General features: G+C 68.1%; 16 protein-coding genes and 2 tRNA genes. 10 read left to right on the top strand and 8 right to left on the bottom strand.

What is annotated here, in order from left to right:
* Nucleotides 1–82 precede the first annotated feature (82 nt).
* Together DSC_RS05645 and DSC_RS05650 are read left to right on the top strand one after the other, a co-directional pair.
* Complete coding sequence (locus tag DSC_RS05645; protein ID WP_014160179.1) at nucleotides 83–745, top strand: response regulator; 663 nt, start codon at nucleotides 83–85, stop codon at nucleotides 743–745.
* Nucleotides 742–2,061 (top strand): sensor histidine kinase, encoded by a 1,320-nt coding sequence (locus DSC_RS05650; protein WP_014160180.1) that lies wholly within the window; start codon nucleotides 742–744, stop codon nucleotides 2,059–2,061. The genes DSC_RS05645 and DSC_RS05650 overlap by 4 nt, the downstream gene beginning before the upstream one ends.
* 53 nt (nucleotides 2,062–2,114) lie before the next feature.
* Here the strand turns inward: DSC_RS05650 and DSC_RS05655 are convergent, their stop codons facing one another.
* Nucleotides 2,115–4,400 carry a glycoside hydrolase family 3 N-terminal domain-containing protein gene (locus DSC_RS05655; protein WP_014160181.1) on the bottom strand — a complete coding sequence of 762 codons (2,286 nt, stop codon included), beginning with the start codon at nucleotides 4,398–4,400 and terminating at the stop codon, nucleotides 2,115–2,117.
* A 166-nt stretch (nucleotides 4,401–4,566) separates the two neighbouring features.
* Here DSC_RS05655 and DSC_RS05660 point away from each other — a divergent pair, with 166 nt between their 5' ends.
* The 8 genes from DSC_RS05660 (at nucleotide 4,567) to DSC_RS05695 (ending at nucleotide 12,741) form a co-directional block, all read left to right on the top strand.
* A complete protein-coding gene (locus DSC_RS05660; protein ID WP_014160182.1) occupies nucleotides 4,567–5,058 on the top strand; it encodes a CinA family protein in 492 nt (163 codons plus the stop codon).
* Between the two features lie 20 nt (nucleotides 5,059–5,078).
* Complete coding sequence (locus tag DSC_RS05665; protein ID WP_043291010.1) at nucleotides 5,079–6,746, top strand: ABC1 kinase family protein; 1,668 nt, start codon at nucleotides 5,079–5,081, stop codon at nucleotides 6,744–6,746.
* A gap of 191 nt (nucleotides 6,747–6,937) precedes the next feature.
* Nucleotides 6,938–7,582: a transcriptional repressor LexA gene (lexA, locus tag DSC_RS05670; protein ID WP_014160184.1), complete on the top strand. Its 645-nt coding sequence runs from the start codon at nucleotides 6,938–6,940 to the stop codon at nucleotides 7,580–7,582.
* A 170-nt stretch (nucleotides 7,583–7,752) separates the two neighbouring features.
* Nucleotides 7,753–8,787 carry a recombinase RecA gene (recA, locus tag DSC_RS05675; RefSeq protein ID WP_014160185.1) on the top strand — a complete coding sequence of 345 codons (1,035 nt, stop codon included), beginning with the start codon at nucleotides 7,753–7,755 and terminating at the stop codon, nucleotides 8,785–8,787.
* A gap of 152 nt (nucleotides 8,788–8,939) precedes the next feature.
* Nucleotides 8,940–9,455 carry a regulatory protein RecX gene (locus DSC_RS05680; RefSeq protein ID WP_014160186.1) on the top strand — a complete coding sequence of 172 codons (516 nt, stop codon included), beginning with the start codon at nucleotides 8,940–8,942 and terminating at the stop codon, nucleotides 9,453–9,455.
* A gap of 113 nt (nucleotides 9,456–9,568) precedes the next feature.
* Nucleotides 9,569–12,220 carry an alanine--tRNA ligase gene (gene alaS, locus DSC_RS05685; RefSeq protein WP_014160187.1) on the top strand — a complete coding sequence of 884 codons (2,652 nt, stop codon included), beginning with the start codon at nucleotides 9,569–9,571 and terminating at the stop codon, nucleotides 12,218–12,220.
* A 140-nt stretch (nucleotides 12,221–12,360) separates the two neighbouring features.
* Nucleotides 12,361–12,570, top strand: coding sequence for a carbon storage regulator CsrA (gene csrA, locus DSC_RS05690; protein WP_014160188.1), 210 nt, complete (start codon nucleotides 12,361–12,363; stop codon nucleotides 12,568–12,570).
* Between the two features lie 78 nt (nucleotides 12,571–12,648).
* Nucleotides 12,649–12,741, top strand: a tRNA-Ser gene (locus DSC_RS05695).
* A 223-nt stretch (nucleotides 12,742–12,964) separates the two neighbouring features.
* Here the strand turns inward: DSC_RS05695 and DSC_RS05700 are convergent.
* The 7 genes from DSC_RS05700 to DSC_RS05730 all read right to left on the bottom strand — a co-directional run bounded on the left by DSC_RS05700 (nucleotide 12,965) and on the right by DSC_RS05730 (nucleotide 19,093).
* A tRNA-Arg gene (locus DSC_RS05700) sits at nucleotides 12,965–13,041 on the bottom strand.
* A gap of 152 nt (nucleotides 13,042–13,193) precedes the next feature.
* A complete protein-coding gene (locus DSC_RS05705; protein ID WP_014160189.1) occupies nucleotides 13,194–14,201 on the bottom strand; it encodes an NAD-dependent epimerase in 1,008 nt (335 codons plus the stop codon).
* A 36-nt stretch (nucleotides 14,202–14,237) separates the two neighbouring features.
* Complete coding sequence (locus DSC_RS05710) at nucleotides 14,238–15,518, bottom strand: nucleotide sugar dehydrogenase (protein ID WP_014160190.1); 1,281 nt, start codon at nucleotides 15,516–15,518, stop codon at nucleotides 14,238–14,240.
* Between the two features lie 103 nt (nucleotides 15,519–15,621).
* On the bottom strand, nucleotides 15,622–16,470 hold the full coding sequence (locus DSC_RS05715; RefSeq protein WP_043290435.1) for an alpha/beta hydrolase family protein: 849 nt from the start codon (nucleotides 16,468–16,470) through the stop codon (nucleotides 15,622–15,624).
* A gap of 76 nt (nucleotides 16,471–16,546) precedes the next feature.
* Nucleotides 16,547–17,950, bottom strand: a complete 1,404-nt coding sequence (locus tag DSC_RS05720) for a PhoH family protein (protein WP_014160192.1) — start codon at nucleotides 17,948–17,950, stop codon at nucleotides 16,547–16,549.
* Nucleotides 17,951–18,032: 82 nt separating this feature from the next.
* Entirely contained in the window at nucleotides 18,033–18,515 is a 483-nt protein-coding gene (locus tag DSC_RS05725) for a peroxiredoxin (protein ID WP_014160193.1), read from the bottom strand.
* A gap of 2 nt (nucleotides 18,516–18,517) precedes the next feature.
* Nucleotides 18,518–19,093: a glycine cleavage system transcriptional repressor gene (locus DSC_RS05730; RefSeq protein WP_148268094.1), complete on the bottom strand. Its 576-nt coding sequence runs from the start codon at nucleotides 19,091–19,093 to the stop codon at nucleotides 18,518–18,520.
* Nucleotides 19,094–19,229: the final 136 nt, after the last annotated feature.

Below are 19,229 nucleotides of genomic sequence, written 5' to 3' on the forward strand. Positions count from 1 at the left end.
GGGTGCGATTAAGCCAGTCTTAAGCGGCGAAACGGCGCGGCGTGGCGCGCTACAGTCTGGCGCCCATTGCCGGAGATCATGCATGCGCATCCTGCTTGTCGAGGACAACCTGCTCATCGCCAAGGGGATCGTGGCCGGGCTCGCGGCAGCGGCGATCACGGTCGATCACGTGGCCAGCGCGGCCGAGGCCGAGGCCGCGCTGGCCAGCGCCACCCACGAGGTCATCGTGCTGGACCTGGGCCTGCCCGATGAGGATGGCCTGTTGCTGCTGCGCCGTCTCAGGCAGCGCGGCGAGCAGGCGGCGGTGCTGGTGTTGTCGGCCCGCGGCGAGACCCCGGAGCGGATCGTTGGACTGGAGGCCGGCGCGGACGATTACATGGGCAAGCCATTCGACCTGGGCGAACTGGCGGCCAGGCTGCATGCCCTGCAGCGCCGCAAGGCCGGCCGCGCCGCGCAGGTCATCGAGCATGCCGGGCTGCGACTGGAGCCGGCCAGCGGCTGGGCCAGCCTGGATGGTCGTGAAATCGCATTGTCGCGGCGCGAAAGCCACCTGCTGGCTGCGCTCATGCAGGCCAATGGACGCTGTCTGAGCGCAGAGCAGCTCAAGGGCGAGCTGTATGGATTTGATGACGATGTGGAGAGCAACACGATCAACGTGCACATCCATCATCTGCGCCGCAAGCTGTGGAAGGACGTGGTGGTGACCGTGCGCGGGCTCGGCTATCGCCTCGGACACCGGCCGTGAAGTGGCTTCCCCGCAGCCTGACCCTGCGCCTGACCCTGGGCATCGGCGTGGCCCTGGCGCTGCTGTGGTCGGCCTCGGCTGCGTGGATGTTGCATGACCTGGACCGCAGCATCGGCCAGGCCCTGGACCGGCGGCTGGCGATGTCGGCCGAAATGGTGGCCGGCCTGGTCGGCAACATGGGCGTTCCGCTTGCCTCGGGACGCCGGCTGGTATCGGGCCCGGTCACCATCCCGCCCCAACAGGCGGTCGCCTGCCAGGTGCGTTCGCTGCGTGGCGAGATATTGGCCACCACGGCCAATGCGCCCCAGGACGGACTCGGTCGCGGCATCCCCGGCTACGGCATGGCCATGGCCGGTGGCGTGCGCTGGCGGACCTATACCCTGGTCAGGGACGGCCTGGTGATCAGCACGGCCGACCGGATGGGCGAACGCGACGCGCTGGCGCGGCATGTCGCGCTGGTGGCGGGGCTGCCGTTTGCAATCGCCGGTCTGGGCGGATTGGGACTGCTGTGGTGGGGCCTGGGGCGTGGATTGGCCCCGCTCAGGCTGATGAGCCAGCGCATCGCCGGGCGCAGTTCAGCCCAGCCGACCGTCTTGCCGACGGCGGGCATGCCCACCGAACTGGCGGCCCTGGCCGGGGTGCTCAACGAGAGCTTCGAGCGCGATGCGCGTGCCTTCGAACGTGAGCGCGCCTTTGCCAGCAGCGCAGCGCACGAGCTGCGCACCCCGCTGACGGTGATCGATACCCATCTGCAGGTCGCCCGGCTCGACGCCGGCCCGCGCGGACGCGAAGCACTCGACGACGCCCGGCAGGGGGCCCTGCGCATGCGCGCGATCATCGAGGACCTGCTGTTGCTGGCCAGGCTCGATGCCAGCGAGCCGCTGCCGGACGATGCCGAACCGCTGCGCCTGCAGACCCTGTTGAGCACCGCCCTGGACGGCAGTGAAGCCGGCAGCGCACGGGTGGCGCTTCAGGTACATCCAGGGCTGGCGATGCTGCACATCCCGGGGCGCGCAGCGCTGTGGACGCTGGCCCTGGCGAACCTGGTGGACAACGCGCTCAAGTATTCGGATGGGCCGGTGCGGGTCGAGGTCACGCGGGTCGACGCCACCGTGCACATCGCGGTCAGCGACCAGGGTCCCGGAATGGACCCGGAGCTGGCCACGCGCCGGTTCTGGCGACACGGTTCGGTCGAAGGCCATGGCCTGGGTTTGCCGCTGGCGCAAGCCATCGCCAAGCGGCTGGGCGGCAGGCTCTCGATCGAAAGCTCGGCCGCAGGCAGCGTCTGCGTGCTGGCGCTGCCATTGAAGTCCTGAGGGGGTGGCCGGCAGCCCGGCCGATGGGGTGGGCACTGGGCGCACCAGGCCAATCAAGCCAGCAGTTCGAAGGTGGCGTGCAGGCCATCCACTTCGGCCGACGGGGCGACCCACAGGTCGAAGGTGCCCGGCTCGACGGTGGGCTTCAGGTCCTGGCCGATGAACAACAGGTCGGCGCGGCGCAGGGTGAAGTGCACTTGCGTGCTGGCACCGGGCGCCAGTGCGACCTTGCGGAAGTCCTTCAGCTCCTGCACGGGGCGGGTGATGCTGGCCGCACGATCGTGGATGTAGAGCTGGACCACTTCCTCGGCCGCGCGCGTGCCGCGGTTGTGCACGGTGGCGCGAATGGCCAGCGTGCCCTCGACGGTGAGCCTGCCGTCGCCGATGTCCAGCCCGCCGTATTCGATCCGGCCATAGGTCAGGCCGAAACCGAACGGAAACAGCGCCGCGTTCGGCGTGGTCATGTATCGGGTCTTGAACGCGCTCAGCTTCTCCGGATGCGGATCGGGCCGGCCGGTGATCTTGTGGTCGTAGTAGTAGGGCACCTGACCCGATTCGCGCGGGAAGCTCACCGGCAGACGCGCGGACGGGCCGTACGCGCCAAACAGCACATCGGCCAGCCCCAGGCCCGAGGCCGACCCCAGGTACCAGCCGACCAGCACCGCCTGCGCTTTGGGCAGCAGCTCGCCCAGCGCCAGCGCGCGGCCGTTGCCGAGCACTACCACGACCGGCTTGCCGGTGGCGGCCACCGCGTCCAGCAGGTCCAGCTGCGGCTGCGGCACGGTGATCGAGGTACGCGAACGCGCCTCGCCCGAGTGGTCGCGCGACTCGCCGATGGCCATGATCACCACATCGGCGGCATTGGCCGCGTTGACCGCGTCCTCGATGCCGCCGGGCAGCGGGCCTTGGTAGCCGCAGCCGGCCACCACGCTCAGCTGGGTCGGATCGGCCATGGCCTGCTTCAGGCCGCTGGCCAGGTCGCTGGACGAATCGTCGCCGCCGAACAGCGTCCACGGCCCCTTGGTACTGTCCCAGTCCTGGGCCAGCGGACCGATCAGGGCGATGCGCTGGCCGCCGGCGCGCAGCGGCAGGACCTGGTTGTCGTTCTTGAGCAGCACCACCGACTTGCGCGCCGCTTCGCGCGCCAGGGCCAGGGTTTCGGGCAGGCGCTGGCGCGAGGGCGCCGACGGCCTGATCCGGCGGAACGGATCGTCGAACAGCCCCAGCTGCGCCTTGAGCTGCAGCACCCGGCGCACCGAGGCATCCACCACCGCCAACGGCACCTCGCCGCTTTCCACCAGGTCGGGCAGGTGCTTGAGGTACAGGCCGCTCTGCATGCTCATGTCGACACCGGCCAGGATCGCCAGGCGCGCCGCGTCGCGGCCATCGCGGGCAAAACCATGCGCGATCAGCTCCTCATCGCCGGTGTAATCGGACACCACCACGCCGCGGAAATCCCATTGGCCGCGCAGCACATCGTCCAGCAGCCACTTGTTGGCCGTGGCCGGGATCCCGGAGATCTCGTTGAACGCGGCCATCGTGGTCAGTGCGCCGGCCTCGAACCCGGCCTGGAACGGCGGGAAATAGGTCTGCCGCAGCACCCGCTCGGACACGTCGGTGGTGTTGTAGTCCAGGCCGCCCTCGGCCGCGCCATAGGCGCAGAAATGCTTGGGACAGGCGGCCACCGCCTCCGGATCGGCCAGGCCGCGCTCGCCCTGGAAGCCCTGCACGCGCGCGGCGGCCATGCGCCGGCCCAGCAGCACGTCCTCGCCACTGCCTTCCACCCCGCGGCCCCAGCGCGCGTCGCGGGCGATGTCCACCATCGGCGCGAAGGTCCAGTCGATGCCGACCGAGGCCGCTTCCATCGCCGCCGCGCGTGCGGTGCGCCGGGCCAGCTCCGGCTCGAAGCTGGCCGATTCGCCCAGCGGCACCGGAAAGACCGTGGTGAAGCCATGGATCACGTCGGCGGCGAAGATCATCGGGATCTTCAGCCGGCTCTGCATCGCCGCCTTTTGCAGGCGCTCGTGCCAGAGCACGTTGGAACTGTTGAACACGCCGGTGAGCTGGCCGGCGATGGCTGCGGCGATCTGCACGGACACCGCGCCGGTGAAAGTGACCGGGTTGGCCGCGGCGGCCGCGCCGTTCTGGCTGGCCGAGCTGAACAGGGTCAGCTGGCCGGCTTTCTCCTGCAGGGTCATCTTGCCGATGAGGGTGTCGATGAAGGCCGGCACCTTGCCCGCGTCGCGGCCCAGGGCCAGGCCCATTGGCAGCTGCGAGAGCAGGGTGGCCGCGCCGGTGGCCACCAGCAGCTGCCGGCGCGTGATTCCGCCTGGTGTCATCTTGCTCCCCTTCAGAGCCTGTTTGGCCGCCCCACGGCGGCGCCGGGGACGCAATGTAATCGTTTACAAGCAGGAAGCACGCCGCACTGCACGACGGCCGCCCAGCAGGTCGCCGCGGCCCGATCTGGGATACTCACGGCAGTCCCTTACCGCAAGCGCCTCACCGATGCCGCCCACTGATGCCGAACTCGAACAACTGGCCATCTCCGTCGGCCAGCAGCTGCGCGCCCAGCGCGACATGCTGGTCACCGCCGAAAGCTGTACCGGCGGCTGGATCGCCAAGGCCATGACCGACATCGCCGGGTCCTCGGTCTGGTTCGACTGCGGCATGGTGGCCTACAGCTACGAGGCCAAGCAGGCGCTGCTGGGAGTGCGCCCGCAGACCCTGGAGACCTTTGGCGCGGTCAGCCGCGAGACCGCGATCGAAATGGTCTCCGGCGCGCTGGTCAATTCCGGGGCCAGCGTTGCGGTGGCGGTGACCGGCATCGCCGGGCCGGGCGGCGGCAGCGAAGACAAGCCGGTCGGCACCGTCTGGATCGGCTGGAAACGCCGCGGCGGCTACGCCCGCGCCCAGGTCTTCCGGTTCGACGGCGATCGCGACGCGGTGCGCCGCCAGACCGTGGCCGCGGCCCTGCAAGGCCTGGAGTCGATGCTGTGAGCGGGTCCGGGCACGGTTCGCTGTGGGACACGCTGAGCAGCGTGCGCGACCTGGGCCGGATCCAGGAGATCGCCGTGGTGCTGCTGCGCTACGGGTTCGGCGATGTGGCCGCGCGCGTGGGCATGACCGGCGCGCTGGAAAAGGCGGGCCGGCTGCTGCGCATGGAGCATGCCGACCAGTACCTGACCATGCCCACGCCCGAACGCCTGCGCCGCACCCTGCAGGACCTGGGCCCGACCTTCATCAAGTTCGGCCAGATCCTGTCCACCCGCGTGGACCTGCTGCCGCCGGAATACCTGCGCGAACTGGGCCAGCTGCAGAACAACGTCCCGGCGCTGGATTTCGAACTGCTCCGGCCGCAGGTGCGCCAGGACCTGGGCTGCGAACCGGAGGACATCTTCGCGCGCATCGACACCGTGCCGCTGGCGGCCGCCTCGCTGGCCCAGACCCACCGCGCCTGGCTGGCCGACGGCACCGCGCTGGTGCTGAAGATCCGCAGGCCGGGCATCCGCGAGGTGGTCGAGGCCGACCTGCGCCTGCTGGCGCGGCTGGCCGACATCGCCGAAGCGCGTGCCCCGGATCTGCGTCGCTACCACCCGGTCGAGGTGGTGCGCCAGTTCACCGCGTCGCTGCGCAACGAGCTGGACTTCGCCGCCGAATGCCGCAACGCCGAGCGCATCGCGGCCAATTTCGCCGGCCACCCGGAAATCGTGGTGCCTGCGGTGGTCTGGCCGTTGACCAGCGAGCGGCTGAACGTGCAGGAGTTCGTCGGCGCCATCCCCGGCGCGGACATCGCCGCGGTCGAGGCCGCCGGCCTGGATCGGGCCCAGCTGGCGCGCAGCGGCGCCAACATCGTGCTGAAGATGGTGCTCGAGGACGGCCTGTTCCACGCCGATCCGCATCCCGGCAACATTTTCTACCTGCCCGACGGGCGCATCGCGGTGATCGACTTCGGCATGGTCGGCCACGTCAACGCGCAGCGGCGCGGGCAGGTCGCGCGCCTGCTGTACGGACTGGTGGCGCAGCGGCCGGAGGACGTGGCCGACATCCTGATCGACTGGGCCGGCCAGGCCGAGGTCGACGAAGCGCGGCTGCAGGCCGACATCGACGAGATGATCGACCAGTACCGCGGCCTGGCGTTGAAGGACCTGCACATGGGCCGGATGCTGCTGGGCGTGTCGGCGCTGCTGCGCCAGCACGCACTGGTGCTGCCGGGCGACCTGGCGCTGATGATCAAGGCCTTCCTGACCCTGGAGGGGCTGGGCCGGCTGCTCGACCCGGACTTCGACATGGCCAGCGAGGCGCGCCCGTTCCTGGAGCGGGCGATGCTGCAGCGCTATTCGCCGCGCCGCCTGGCCAAGCGCGGCCAACGCGCCCTGGCCGGTTCGCTGGACCTGCTGGAAGACCTGCCGCGCGAACTGCGGCGGATGCTGCGCCGCTACGGGCAGGGCAAGTTCAAGCTGGAAGTGACCAGCCTGCGGCCATTCGGCAACCAGGTCGCCCACGCGGTCAACCGGCTGACCATGGGCATCATCACCGCGGCCCTGATCGTCGGCTCGTCCATCGTCATCGACAGCGGCGGGGTGGCCAGCCGCTTCCGCACTGTCCTGGGACTGGGCGGCTTCATCGGCGCGGGGCTGTGCGGAGTGGTGCTGCTGGTCTGGATCCTGCGCAGCGGCAGGCGCTGAAGCGGCTGTTCTCGCGCCTGCGGCGGCCGTGGTGGCGGGCGCGAGGCGGGTAGCGCGGGGACTTGAGGAATTCCGATCCGGCCGGGATGGGAGCAGGTCGCCGGGCTGGCCTTCGAGGGTCGTGCAGATGGGTTCCAGCGTGTGCTTGCCGGACTTGCGAGCTGGCCGCGTTAGTAGTATTAATACTAATCATGGACCTCACCGCTACCCAGCAGGCAATCCTGGCCCACATTGCCGAGCGCATCGAAGCCGAAGGCATGCCGCCCTCGCAGGCCGAGATCGCCAGGGCCTTCGGCTTCAAGGGCGTGCGCGCTGCGCAATACCACCTGGAGGCGCTGGAAGCAGCCGGCGCCATCGAGCGCAGGCCCGGCCGGGCGCGCGGCATCCGGGTCCTGCACGCGCCACCGCCGGTGCAGGCCTCGATGAACTTCGCCGCGGCCAATGACTCCTCCGCGCTGCGCCTGCCGGTGCTGGGCCGGGTCGCCGCCGGCACGCCGATCGGGGCCGACGCCGACCACCACGCCTACGTGGTGCTGGACCGGGTGTTGTTCTCGCCCTCGCCGGATTACCTGCTCAAGGTCAAGGGCGACTCGATGCGGGACGAGGGCATCTTCGATGGCGACCTGATCGGGGTGCACCGCACCGGCGATGCGCGCAGCGGCCAGATCGTGGTGGCGCGCATCGATGAAGAGATCACCGTCAAGCTGCTCAAGATTGGCCGCGATTCGATCCGCCTGCTGCCGCGCAACCCCGACTATTCCCCGATCGAGGTCAAGCCGGGCCAGGACTTCGCCATCGAAGGCCTGTACTGCGGGCTGGTGCGGCCCAACCGATGAACCGCACGGGCGATTGCGGATTTTTCCGACGCCACGCCGCGTGCTTGCCTGCTGTCCGTTCCACCCCGGCTGACGCATTTTTACAGGGGGTCGCGCCGGTCTCAGTCCGTGCGATCACCTACCCCTAGATTGCTTCCCAACAGATCACCACCCCTTTGAGGACACCGAAAATGGACGAGAACAAGAAGCGCGCCCTGGCTGCCGCCCTGACCCAGATCGAACGCCAGTTCGGCAAGGGCTCGGTGATGCGCATGGGCGATCGCGTGATCGAGGCGGCCGAAGTCATCCCGACCGGTTCGCTGATGCTGGACATCGCACTGGGCATCGGCGGCCTGCCCAAGGGCCGCGTGGTCGAGGTCTACGGGCCGGAGTCCTCGGGCAAGACCACCCTGACCCTGCAGGCCATCGCGCAGTGCCAGAAGCTGGGCGGCACCGCGGCCTTCATCGACGCCGAGCATGCGCTGGATCCGATCTACGCGGGCAAGCTGGGCGTCAACGTCGACGACCTGCTGCTGTCCCAGCCCGACACCGGCGAGCAGGCGCTGGAGATCGCCGACATGCTGGTGCGCTCCAACTCGGTGGACATCGTGGTCATCGACTCGGTCGCCGCGCTGACCCCCAAGGCCGAGATCGAAGGCGAGATGGGCGACCAGCTGCCGGGCCTGCAGGCCCGGCTGATGAGCCAGGCGCTGCGCAAGCTGACCGGCAACATCAAGCGCTCCAACACCCTGGTGATCTTCATCAACCAGCTGCGCATGAAGATCGGCGTGATGATGCCGGGCCAGAGCCCGGAAGTGACCACCGGCGGCAACGCGCTGAAGTTCTACGCCTCGGTGCGCCTGGACATCCGCCGCATCGGCGCGATCAAGAAGGGCGATGAGATCATCGGCAACCAGACCCGCATCAAGGTCGTCAAGAACAAGATGGCGCCCCCGTTCAAGCAGGTCGTCACCGAGATCCTGTACGGCGAAGGCATCAGCCGCGAAGGCGAGCTGATCGACATGGGCGTGGAGGCCAAGCTGGTCGACAAGGCCGGCGCCTGGTACAGCTACGGCGACGAGCGCATTGGCCAGGGCAAGGACAATGCCCGCACCTACCTGCGCGAAAATCCGGCCGTGGCCGCCAGGCTGGAGGCCGAGCTGCGCGAGAAGTTCCAGCCGGCCGAAGTGGCGGCCCGTGAGAACGACGAGGTCGATGTCGACTGAGCTCATCGCTGCCACGCGGGTCGGCGCTGCGGTCAGTGGCGGCGCCGCCCTGGGTGGTGCAGGGCATGCCGGGAGGATGGGCCCGCGAGGGTGCCGCCTCCGGTCTTGTTTTCCGGCCAGGGATTTCGGTCCCGGCCGGCTGGAGGGCCGCAATGGAAGACCCTGACCCCACCGCTGCGCCTGGGCAAGACGCCGCGGCGGAAGGCCGGCGCCGGCGCAGGCCCGAGCCGACTCCGCTCCAGCGCGCCCTGTCGCTGCTGGTCCGGCGCGAACACTCGCGCAAGGAGCTCATCGGCAAACTGACCGCGCGCGGAGTGGACGGCGAGGCGGCCGCGGCGGCGGTCTCGCGCCTGGCAGGGGAGGGCTGGCAGGACGACGCGCGCTTTGCCGAGCTGCTGGTCCGCAGCCGCGCCGGTTCCGGCTACGGGCCGCGCTACATCCAGCTCGAACTGGAAACCCACGGCCTGGACGCGGCCCAGGTCGCGGCGGCCATGGCAACGTTTGAAGGTGACTGGCGCGCGCTGGCCCAGGATCTGGTCGCGCGCCGGTTCGGCGCCGACGGCCCGCGGGAACTGACCGGCCAGCGCAAGGCGGCCGACCTGCTGATGCGGCGTGGCTTCGACGGCCCGACCGTGCGGGCAGTGCTGCGCGGGCAACCGGACGACTGAGGGCATGGGGTTTGTTACCCTTTGCGGCTCAAGGTTGTCCGGGACTGGCTGCATCCGCATGTAAGGGGATCGCGGCCCGTTTTGCCAGCCGCTCGCCCAACGCAAGCTTCCACATGACCGCCCCCACCTTCAGCAGCAACCAGGTCCGCCAGGACTTTCTCGACTTTTTTCGCGGCAAGGGCCACACCATCGTGCCGTCGGCGCCGCTGGTGCCAGGCAACGATCCCACGTTGCTGTTCACCAATTCGGGCATGGTCCAGTTCAAGGACGTGTTCCTGGGCGCGGAGAAGCGCAGCTATGTGCGCGCGGCCGACGTGCAACGCTGCCTGCGTGCCGGCGGCAAGCACAACGACCTTGACCAGGTGGGCTACACCGCGCGTCACCACACCTTCTTCGAAATGCTGGGCAACTGGTCCTTCGGCGACTACTTCAAGAAGGACGCGATCGCCTGGGCGTGGGAACTGTTGACCCAGGTCTGGAAGCTGCCGGCCGAGCGCCTGCTGGTCACCGTCTACCACACCGACGAGGAGGCCTACGCGCTGTGGCACGAGATGATCGGCATCCCGGCCGAGCGGATCGTGCGGATCGGCGACAACAAGGGCGCGCCGTTCGCTTCGGACAACTTCTGGCAGATGGCCGACACCGGCCCGTGCGGCCCGTGCACCGAGATCTTCTACGACCACGGCGCGGACATCGCCGGTGGCCCGCCGGGCTCGCCCGATGAGGATGGCGACCGCTTCATCGAGATCTGGAACCTGGTGTTCATGCAGTTTGACCGCCAGCCCGACGGCACCCTGGTGCCGCTGCCGGCGCCATGCGTGGATACCGGCATGGGCCTGGAGCGGCTGGTGGCGGTGCTGCAGCACGTGCACAGCAACTACGAGATCGACCTGTTCCAGACCCTGATCAAGGACGCCGCGCGCCTGACCGCCACCACCGACCTTGAAAACAAGTCGCTGCGGGTGATCGCCGACCACATTCGGGCCTGCGCGTTCCTGATCGTCGACGGCGTGCTGCCATCCAATGAAGGCCGCGGCTACGTGCTGCGCCGGATCATCCGCCGCGCCTTGCGCCATGGCTGGATGCTGGGCGTGCGCCAGCCGTTCTTCTTCCAACTGGTCCCGACCTTGTCGGCGCTGATGGGCGATGCCTATCCCGAGCTGCCGGCCAGGCAGGACCTGGTCGAGCGCGCACTCAAGGCCGAGGAAGAGCGCTTTGCCGAGACGCTGGACGCCGGCATGCGCATCTTCGAGGAGGTGGCCGCGCGCGCTAAGGGCAAGACCATCCCGGGCGTGGACGCATTCCGCCTGTACGACACCTATGGCTTCCCGGTCGACCTGACCGCCGACATCGCGCGCGAGCGGGGCATGGAGGTGGACCTGGCCGGGTTTGACGAGGCCATGGCGCAGCAGCGCCAGACCGCGCGCGCCGCCGGTCGGTTTGCGTCCGGCACCGGCCTGCCGGCCGAGCTGGTGGCCCAGCTCAGGCCGACCGAATTCCTGGGCTACGACTGTCTGCAGGCCCAGGACCTGCCCGTGGTCGCACTGTTGCGCGACGGCCGCCCGGTCCAGCGCCTGGAAGCGGGCGAGTCCGGCGTGGTGCTGCTGGCGCGCACCCCGTTCTATGCCGAGTCCGGCGGCCAGGTGGGCGATACCGGGGTTCTGGAAGGGGAACGCGGCCGCTTCGAGGTGAGCGACACGCTGAAGCTGGCCGGACAGTTCCATGGCCATGTCGGCCGGGTGAGCCAGGGCGTGCTGGCGGTCGGCGACGTGCTCTCGGCCACCGCCGACGCGCAGCGCCGTGGCGCGACCATCCTCAACCACTCGGCCACCCACCTGCTGCACGCGGCGCTGCGCTCGCTGCTGGGCACCCATGTGCAGCAGAAGGGCTCGCTGGTGGCGCCAGATCGGCTGCGTTTTGACTTCTCGCATTTCCAGCCGGTGTCGGCCAGCGAGCTTGCCGAGGTCGAACGCCGGGTCAACGCCGAGATCCGTCGCAACCACGCCGTCGAGATCCACCACATGGGCATGCAGGAGGCGCTGGAATTCGGCGCCATGGCCCTGTTCGGCGAAAAGTACGGCGAACACGTGCGCGTGCTGCGCATGGGCGAGACCTCCACCGAACTGTGCGGCGGCACCCACGTGCAGCGCACCGGCGACATCGGCCTGTTCAAGATCGTCAGCGAAAGCGGCGTCTCCGCCGGCGTGCGCCGGATCGAGGCCGTGACCGGCCAGGGCGCACTGGACTACGTGGATGCCGAAGAGCAGCGCCTGGCCGAGGCCGCCGCGCTGCTGGGCGGCCATCCCACCGAGGTGGCTGACAGGATCCGCCAGTTGGTCGAGCGCCAGAGGAAACTCGAACGCGAGCTGGAAAGCTTCAAGGCCAAGGCTGCCGCGGGCGCAACCGCCGAGCTGGCCGGTCAGGCCACCGACCTGGATGGGATCAAGGTCCTGGCCGTGCGCCTGGAGGGCTTCGATGCCAGGGCCTTGCGCGAGGCGATGGACCGTCTCAAGCAGCAGCTGGGCGATGCGGTGATCGTGCTGGCCGGGACCGATGCCGGCAAGGCCGCGCTGGTGGCCGGCGTGAATGGCAGCGCGATGGGCCGAGTCAAGGCCGGGGAACTGCTCAGCCACGTGGCCGGTCAGATCGGAGGCAAGGGCGGCGGTCGCCCGGACCTGGCCCAGGGGGGCGGCGAGGATGGACCTGCCCTTGCCTCGGCGTTGGAGGGAATCAGGACTTGGGTGGCACAACGGCTCGCCGCCTGATCGACCTTCAAGCCTTGCGGCCCGGCATGGCTGGCCGCTACCATGTTTCACGTCCATGAACCTATCTGGAAGTGTTTTGGCAACTACCGATGCCAAACGCTTCTGCCGGCTTTAGGCTAGCCGGATTACGGAGAAATGAAATGTTGATTTTGACCCGCCGTGTCGGCGAAACCCTGATGATCGGAGATTCGGTCTCAGTCACCGTCCTCGGCGTGAAAGGCAACCAGGTGCGCATTGGCATCACCGCGCCCAAGGATGTTGCCGTGCACCGCGAAGAGATCTACCAGCGCATCCAGCGTGGCGAAGAGGCCGGTTCGGCTGAGCACGCCGACAACAATTCCTCGAACTGACGATTTTCGTTTGCCGTGCGCACCTTCAGCCGGTATCCTTGCCGGCTGCTGCGTAGGCATACGTCAGCAGCGTTGCCTGGAGTGGTGCCCGAGCGGCTGAAGGGGCTCCCCTGCTAAGGGAGTATAGGGTCAAAAGCTCTATCGAGGGTTCGAATCCCTCCCACTCCGCCAAGCAAAAACCCGCCTTTTTTGGCGGGTTTTTTGCAATTCAAGGCCAGGCGTGGGCAGGTCATGTGTTCGCTGATGTGGATCGGTGCGCCGAGGATTTGGTGCAGCAGTGACGCGGCCATCTGCGCGTCAGCGACGCGTGCTGGCGCCCACGTGCCATCGCGGCCAAAAAAACCGGGCAACAAAAAAGCCAGCATTCGATGCTGGCCTTTTTGTCTTGATCGCATGGTGCGCCCGGAGAGATTCGAACTCCCGACCGCCTGGTTCGTAGCCAGGTACTCTATCCAGCTGAGCTACGGGCGCCTTGCGAGGAGCGAAATTATGGTGACGAAGGTCCTTTTCGTCAACCTCTTTTTCGGCCGGTTCCCATCAAAGCCTCCGGTCCGCCAGTCAACCTGCGCGGTGGCGCCCCGCAGCGCGAACGGTGGCCAGGCAGGCCGCGCAGCTTGTCGTGCTCAGACCTTGTAGTACGTGCGATACCACTGGACAAAACGCACAATGCCGGTCTGGATCGGCGTGGAAGGGGCGTAGCCCACATCGCGCTGCAGGGCACTGACGTCGGCAAAGGTGTCCGGCACGTCACCGGGTTGCAGCGGCAGCAGGCGACGCTGCGCCTTGCGCCCCAGCGCATCTTCGAGCACTTCGATGTAGTCCAGCAGCTGTACCGGCGCGTTGTTGCCGATGTTGTAGACCCGATACGGCGCGTCTGAAGTGGCCGGATTGGGCGCGCGCGGGTCGTAGTTCGGGTCGGGGCCCGGGACGTGGTCAAGCGTGCGGATCACGCCTTCGACGATGTCGTCGATGTAGGTGAAGTCGCGCGTGTGCTGGCCGTTGTTGAACAGCTCGATGGGCTCGCCCGCCAGGATCCGCTGGGTGAACTGGAACAGGGCCATGTCCGGGCGGCCCCACGGCCCGTACACGGTAAAGAAACGCAGGCCGGTGGTCGGCAGGCGATAGAGGTGGCTGTAGGTGTGGGCCATCAGCTCGTTGGCCTTCTTGCTGGCCGCGTACAGGCTCAAGGGATGGTCGACGCTGTCTTCCACCGCGAAGGGCAGCTTGCGGTTGCCGCCATACACCGAGCTGGACGAGGCATAGACCAGGTGCTCCACGCCGCGATGCCGGCAGGCTTCCAGGACATTCATGAAGCCCACGATGTTGCTCTGGATGTAGGCGTGCGGGTTCTGCAGCGAATAGCGCACGCCGGCCTGTGCGGCCAGGTTGACCACGCGCTGCGGGGCGAAGCCGTCGAAGGCCGCTTCGAGCGCGGCGCGATCTTCCAGCCCGCCGCGCACCATCGCAAAGCCGGGCTGTCCCTGCAGGCGGTGCAGGCGGGCCTCCTTCAGCGACGGGTCGTAGTAGTCGTTGAGGTTGTCGTAACCAAGGACGGTATCGCCGCGCTCGAGCAGGCGTTGGCTCAATCGTGCGCCGATGAAGCCGGCCGCGCCGGTGACCAGGATTTTCATGGAAGGCTCTCTCGCATTCGAACAGGAGGCGGCAGGTCAGAGGCGGTCGTCGACGTCTTCGCGCGACAGCACGCGCTGCACGTCGAACAAGGTGCCGCAGGGTTTGGCGAAGGCGCGCACCCCGGCGCCACCGAGCGCGATGAACTGGCGATGGGCCACGGCCAGGATCACCGCGTCGTAGTGGCCGGGTGCGGGCGTTTGGACCAGGTCCAGGCCATATTCGTGCCTGGCCTGGTCCGCGTCGACCCAGGGGTCGTGCACGTCCACCGACACGTTGTACTGCTGCAATTCCTGGACGATGTCGATCACCCTGGTGTTGCGCAGGTCCGGACAGTCCTGCTTGAAGGCCAGGCCCAGCACCAGTGCCCGCGCCCCGGAAATCGGCTGCCCGCGCCTGGCCATCAGCTTGATGGTGCGCTGGGCCACGTGCGCGCCCATGCCATCGTTGATGCGGCGCCCGGCCAGGATCACTTCCGGATGGTGGCCCACATGTTGCGCCTTGTGGGTCAGGTAATACGGATCCACGCCGATGCAGTGGCCGCCGACCAGGCCCGGCTTGAAGCGCAGGAAGTTCCACTTGGTGCCGGCCGCCTCGAGGACCTCGCCGGTGTCGATGCCGAGGCGGTGGAACAGCAGGGCCAGTTCGTTGACCAGGGCGATGTTGACGTCGCGCTGGGTGTTCTCGATGACCTTGGCCGCTTCGGCCACCCGGATGCTGGGCGCGCGGTGGGTGCCTGCCTGGACGATGCTGCGGTACAGCGCATCCACGCGCGCGGCCGCTTCGGGCGTGGAGCCGGAGGTCACCTTGACGATGGTTTCCAGGCGGTGTTCGCGATCGCCGGGGTTGATGCGTTCGGGGCTGTAGCCGGCGTGGAAATCGCGGTTGAACACCAGCCCGGATTCGGCCTGGATGATCGGCACGCAGATCTCTTCGGTGGCACCGGGATAGACCGTGGATTCGAAGATCGCCAGGCCGCCGGGGCCGATGGCGCGGCCGACGGTGCGGCTGGCTGCTTCCAGCGCCCCCAGGTCCGGGCGCTTGTAGTCGTCCACCGGCGTGGGCACGGCGACGATGAACACCTCGCAGCCGGCCAGGTGGGCGGCATCGTCGGTGCAGGTGAGGCGTCCAGCCGCCTTCCATTGCTCGGGTGAGATTTCCAGCGTGTGGTCCTGGCGGGCCTGCAAGGCGCGCACGCGTGCAGCGCTGATGTCGAAGCCGACCGTTTCATATTGCCGGCCGAAGGCCACGGCCAGCGGCAGCCCCACATAGCCAAGCCCGATGATGGCGATCCTGGGACTGGCGTTGGTCTGCGGCATCGATGCGGATTTCCTGCTGGACTGGCTCAGGGCCAGGTGCCATAGCATCGCATTGCCGTTCATCCGGCGCGATGGCTGCGCGTGCGGGGCAAGCCGAGGTCCCTCAGGGCAGGCAAGCGGCCAGTGCTTCAGCCACTGCCTGTGGCTGGCGCATCCACGCAAAGTGATCGGCCCTGACGCCCAGGGCGCGTGCGTCCAGGATCACCGGCGGTTCGACGGTGATGGCGAACTTGTCGGTCAGGCCCTGCAGCGAACGGGCAGGCGCCAGCCAGTCCCGCGCCAGCACCACGCTGCGCACCGGCAGTGCCAGGCGCGAGAGGGCCTGTTCCAGGTCGATCTGCATGCCACGGCCGGCGTAGCGGCCGCACAGGCCCACGCGCGACCAGTCCTCGATCAGGCCACGCGCCTCGTTGCCGCCGAAGCCGATCCTGCGCCCCGGCAGCGCGCCATTGCGCCGGGCCAGCCAGCGCATGAAGCGATAGGCCATCGGTAGCAGCAGGCCGCGTGGGCCAGGAAAACACCGCCAGTACGGCGTGCCGCTGGCCACCAGCCACAGGGCATCCAACTGCGCAGGCGCCAACGCGGCCAGGCAGCACGCCAGCTGGCCGCCCAGGCTGTGCCCGCCGACGATCCGATGGGGCACATCCACCGCATCGCCCATCGCCCGCAGGCTCAACGGCAGATCCAGTTGCAACTGTTCGCGATAGCCCCAGTCGCAGCGTCGCGCTGCACGCCAGCTGCTGCTGCCGTGCCCGCGCGCTTCATGCACGAACACCGCCACGCCCAACCCCGCCAGCGTATCGGCCAGGGGCAGGTAATGCCTGGCGGCCACGCCCAGCGCCGGCACCCACAGCACGCTGGCACGCGGCCGCGCGGGAATGCGATACAGCAGTGTCCACGCATGGCCATCGGCCGCGCGCAATGGTGACTGGCCAGCAGCCACGTCCGTCATGCGCGTGGTGTGCCAGGCGAAAGCACGCCGCAGCGCAGGCCTTGCAGCGCTCTCCGGTGCAGGCGTGCGCCCGGGATCACAGCACTTCCGAGGCGTAGTCGGCCAGGCGCGAACGCTCGCCACGACGCAGGGTGATGTGCGCGCTGTGCGCCCAGGCCTTGAAGCGGTCCACCGCGTAGGTCAGGCCCGAGGTGGTCTCGGTCAGGTACGGGGTGTCGATCTGCTCCACGTTGCCCAGGCACACGATCTTGGTGCCCGGGCCGGCACGGGTGATCAGGGTCTTCATCTGCTTGGGCGTGAGGTTCTGGGCCTCGTCCAGGATCAGGTAGCGCGAGAGGAACGTGCGCCCGCGCATGAAGTTCATCGAGCGGATCTTGATCCGGCTGGCCAGCAGGTCGTTGGTCGCCTGGCGGCCCCAGGCGCCGCCCTCCTGGTTGTGGGTGAGCACTTCCAGGTTGTCGGTCAGCGCGCCCATCCACGGGGTCATCTTTTCTTCCTCGGTCCCGGGCAGGAAGCCGATGTCCTCGCCGACGCTGACCGTGGCGCGGGTCATGATGATCTCGCGGTAGCGCTGCTGGTCCATGGTCTGGGCCAGGCCGGCGGCCAGCGCCAGCAGCGTCTTGCCGGTGCCGGCGGTGCCGAGCAGGCTGACGAAGTCGATTTCCGGGTCCATCAGTGCATTGAGCGCGAAATTCTGCTCGCGGTTGCGCGCACTGATGCCCCACACCGCGTGCTGGCCGCTGCGGAAGTCATCGACCAGGGTCAGCGTGGCCCGGCCGTCGGCGTTGACCCTGGCCACGCGCAGTTCTACTTCGTCCTCGCCCGGCATGTACAGGTACTGGTTGGGGAACCAGTCCTCCTCATCGGCCATGACCACTTCGTAGCTGGTGCGTCCGCTCTTGTCGCTCCAGGATTTCAGGTCGCTCTGGTGGCGGTGCCAGAAATCCTCCGGCAGCGCGGTGGCGCCGGTGTAGAGCAGGCTGAAATCGTCCAGCGCGCGGTCGTTTTCGTAGTCCTCGGCGACGATGCCGCTGATCGAGGCCTTGATCCGCAGGTTGATGTCCTTGGACACCAGGATCACCGGCGTGCCGGGATGTTCCTCCTGCAGCTGCAGCACCGCGGCCAGGATCTTGTTGTCCGGCGCGATCGCGCCGAAGGTCAGGCCCGGATCGACCGCCTTGAGCTGGAAGTGCAGCTGGCCGATCTGGCCGGGCTGCCTGAGGTTCAGGCTCTTGGGGTGGAGCAGGGTGATGCCCAGGGAAATGCGCGCCGCATCGGCGCCGACGATCAGCTCGTTGAGGAAGCGGCTGACCTGGCGCGCGTTGCGACTGACTTCGGACATGCCCTTCTTGGCATTGTCCAGTTCCTCGATCACCTGCATGGGCAGGAACACGTCGTGCTCTTCGAACTTGAACAGCGCGGTCGGGTCGTGCATCAGCACGTTGGTGTCCAGCACGTAGATGCGCTTGCTTCGGGTCATCGACATTTCCTGTTGGGCGGACAGCAGCAGGCCACCACAGCCCGCGTGGCGGGGTGGTGGAAGTAAAGACAAACGGTAAAGGTCACTGGGACTGGGCGGCCTTGAGCGCGTCGAGCACGGCCTGGGCGTGGCCGGGGACCTTGACCTTGCGCCACTGCGCCACGATGCCCGACTCGGGCGAGATCAGGAAGGTGCTGCGCTCGATGCCCAGCACCTGGCGCCCGTACATGTTCTTTTCCTTGATCACCTCGAAGGCCTGGCACAGCGCTTGGTCAGTGTCGCTGACCAGCGGGAAGTTGAATCCCTGCCTGGCGCAGAAGTTGTCGTGCGACTTGACCGAATCGCGCGATACACCCAGCACGCGGGCATCCAGCGCCTCAAATTGCGGCAGCAGCGCGTTGAACTCCAGGCCCTCGGTGGTGCAGCCCGGGGTGCTGTCCTTGGGGTAGAAGTACAGCACCAGCCAGTGGCCGGCGTGTTCTGCGAGGGTCGTCGAGGTGCCGCCGGACAGGGCCAGCGGCAGTTTCAGGGTGGACTTCGGAAGCGCTTTTGCGGTTGCCGTCATCTTCAGAACTTCATCGGGTCCATGATCGCGTCCAGGTTCAGATGGTCGCAGAATTCGAGGAAATCATCGCGCAGCGCGGCGATGTGCATGTTGGCCGGCACACCGATGGTCACCTGCGCGGAGAACATCTCCGCACCGGTCTGCATCGCGCGGTAGCGGGTGGACTGCAGGTTCTCGATGGTGATGCCCTGGCGGTCGAAGAAATCGGCCAGCTGGAACAGGATGCCGGGCTTGTCGGCGGCCACCACCTCGACGATGTAGGGCAGCAGGTTGGACTGCACCACCTTGGGCCCGGTGCGGTACCAGACCAGTTTCAGGCCTTCCTCGCGCTCAAGCCGGGCCATCATCGCTTCCAGCTTGGCCACCGCATCCCATGAACCGGTGGCCAGTGCGGTCACCGAGACGTCGCGACCCACCGTGGACAGGCGCGCATCGACCAGGTTGCAGCCCGAATCGGCGATGCGACGCGTCACTCCCAGCAAAGGCGACTCCGGATGGGTCGTATAGGCGTTGATCAGGAGGTGGTTTTCGTTCGGCGAGGGCCGGGGCGTGGAGTCGGTCAAAGGGGCTTCCGGCATTACAGCGAGTCTGAATGGCGCCCGGGACGGGGCCTGTGATGCGCGGCCAGCATACTTGCCCGTCCTTTCGCGCCGCAAGTAACATCGCCGCCGGTACGTGGCATTTGCGTGCGTATTACTCCTTACAGGCGCTTCG

This window comes from Pseudoxanthomonas spadix BD-a59 (assembly GCF_000233915.3).
In the GTDB taxonomy this organism is placed as follows: domain Bacteria; phylum Pseudomonadota; class Gammaproteobacteria; order Xanthomonadales; family Xanthomonadaceae; genus Pseudoxanthomonas_A; species Pseudoxanthomonas_A spadix.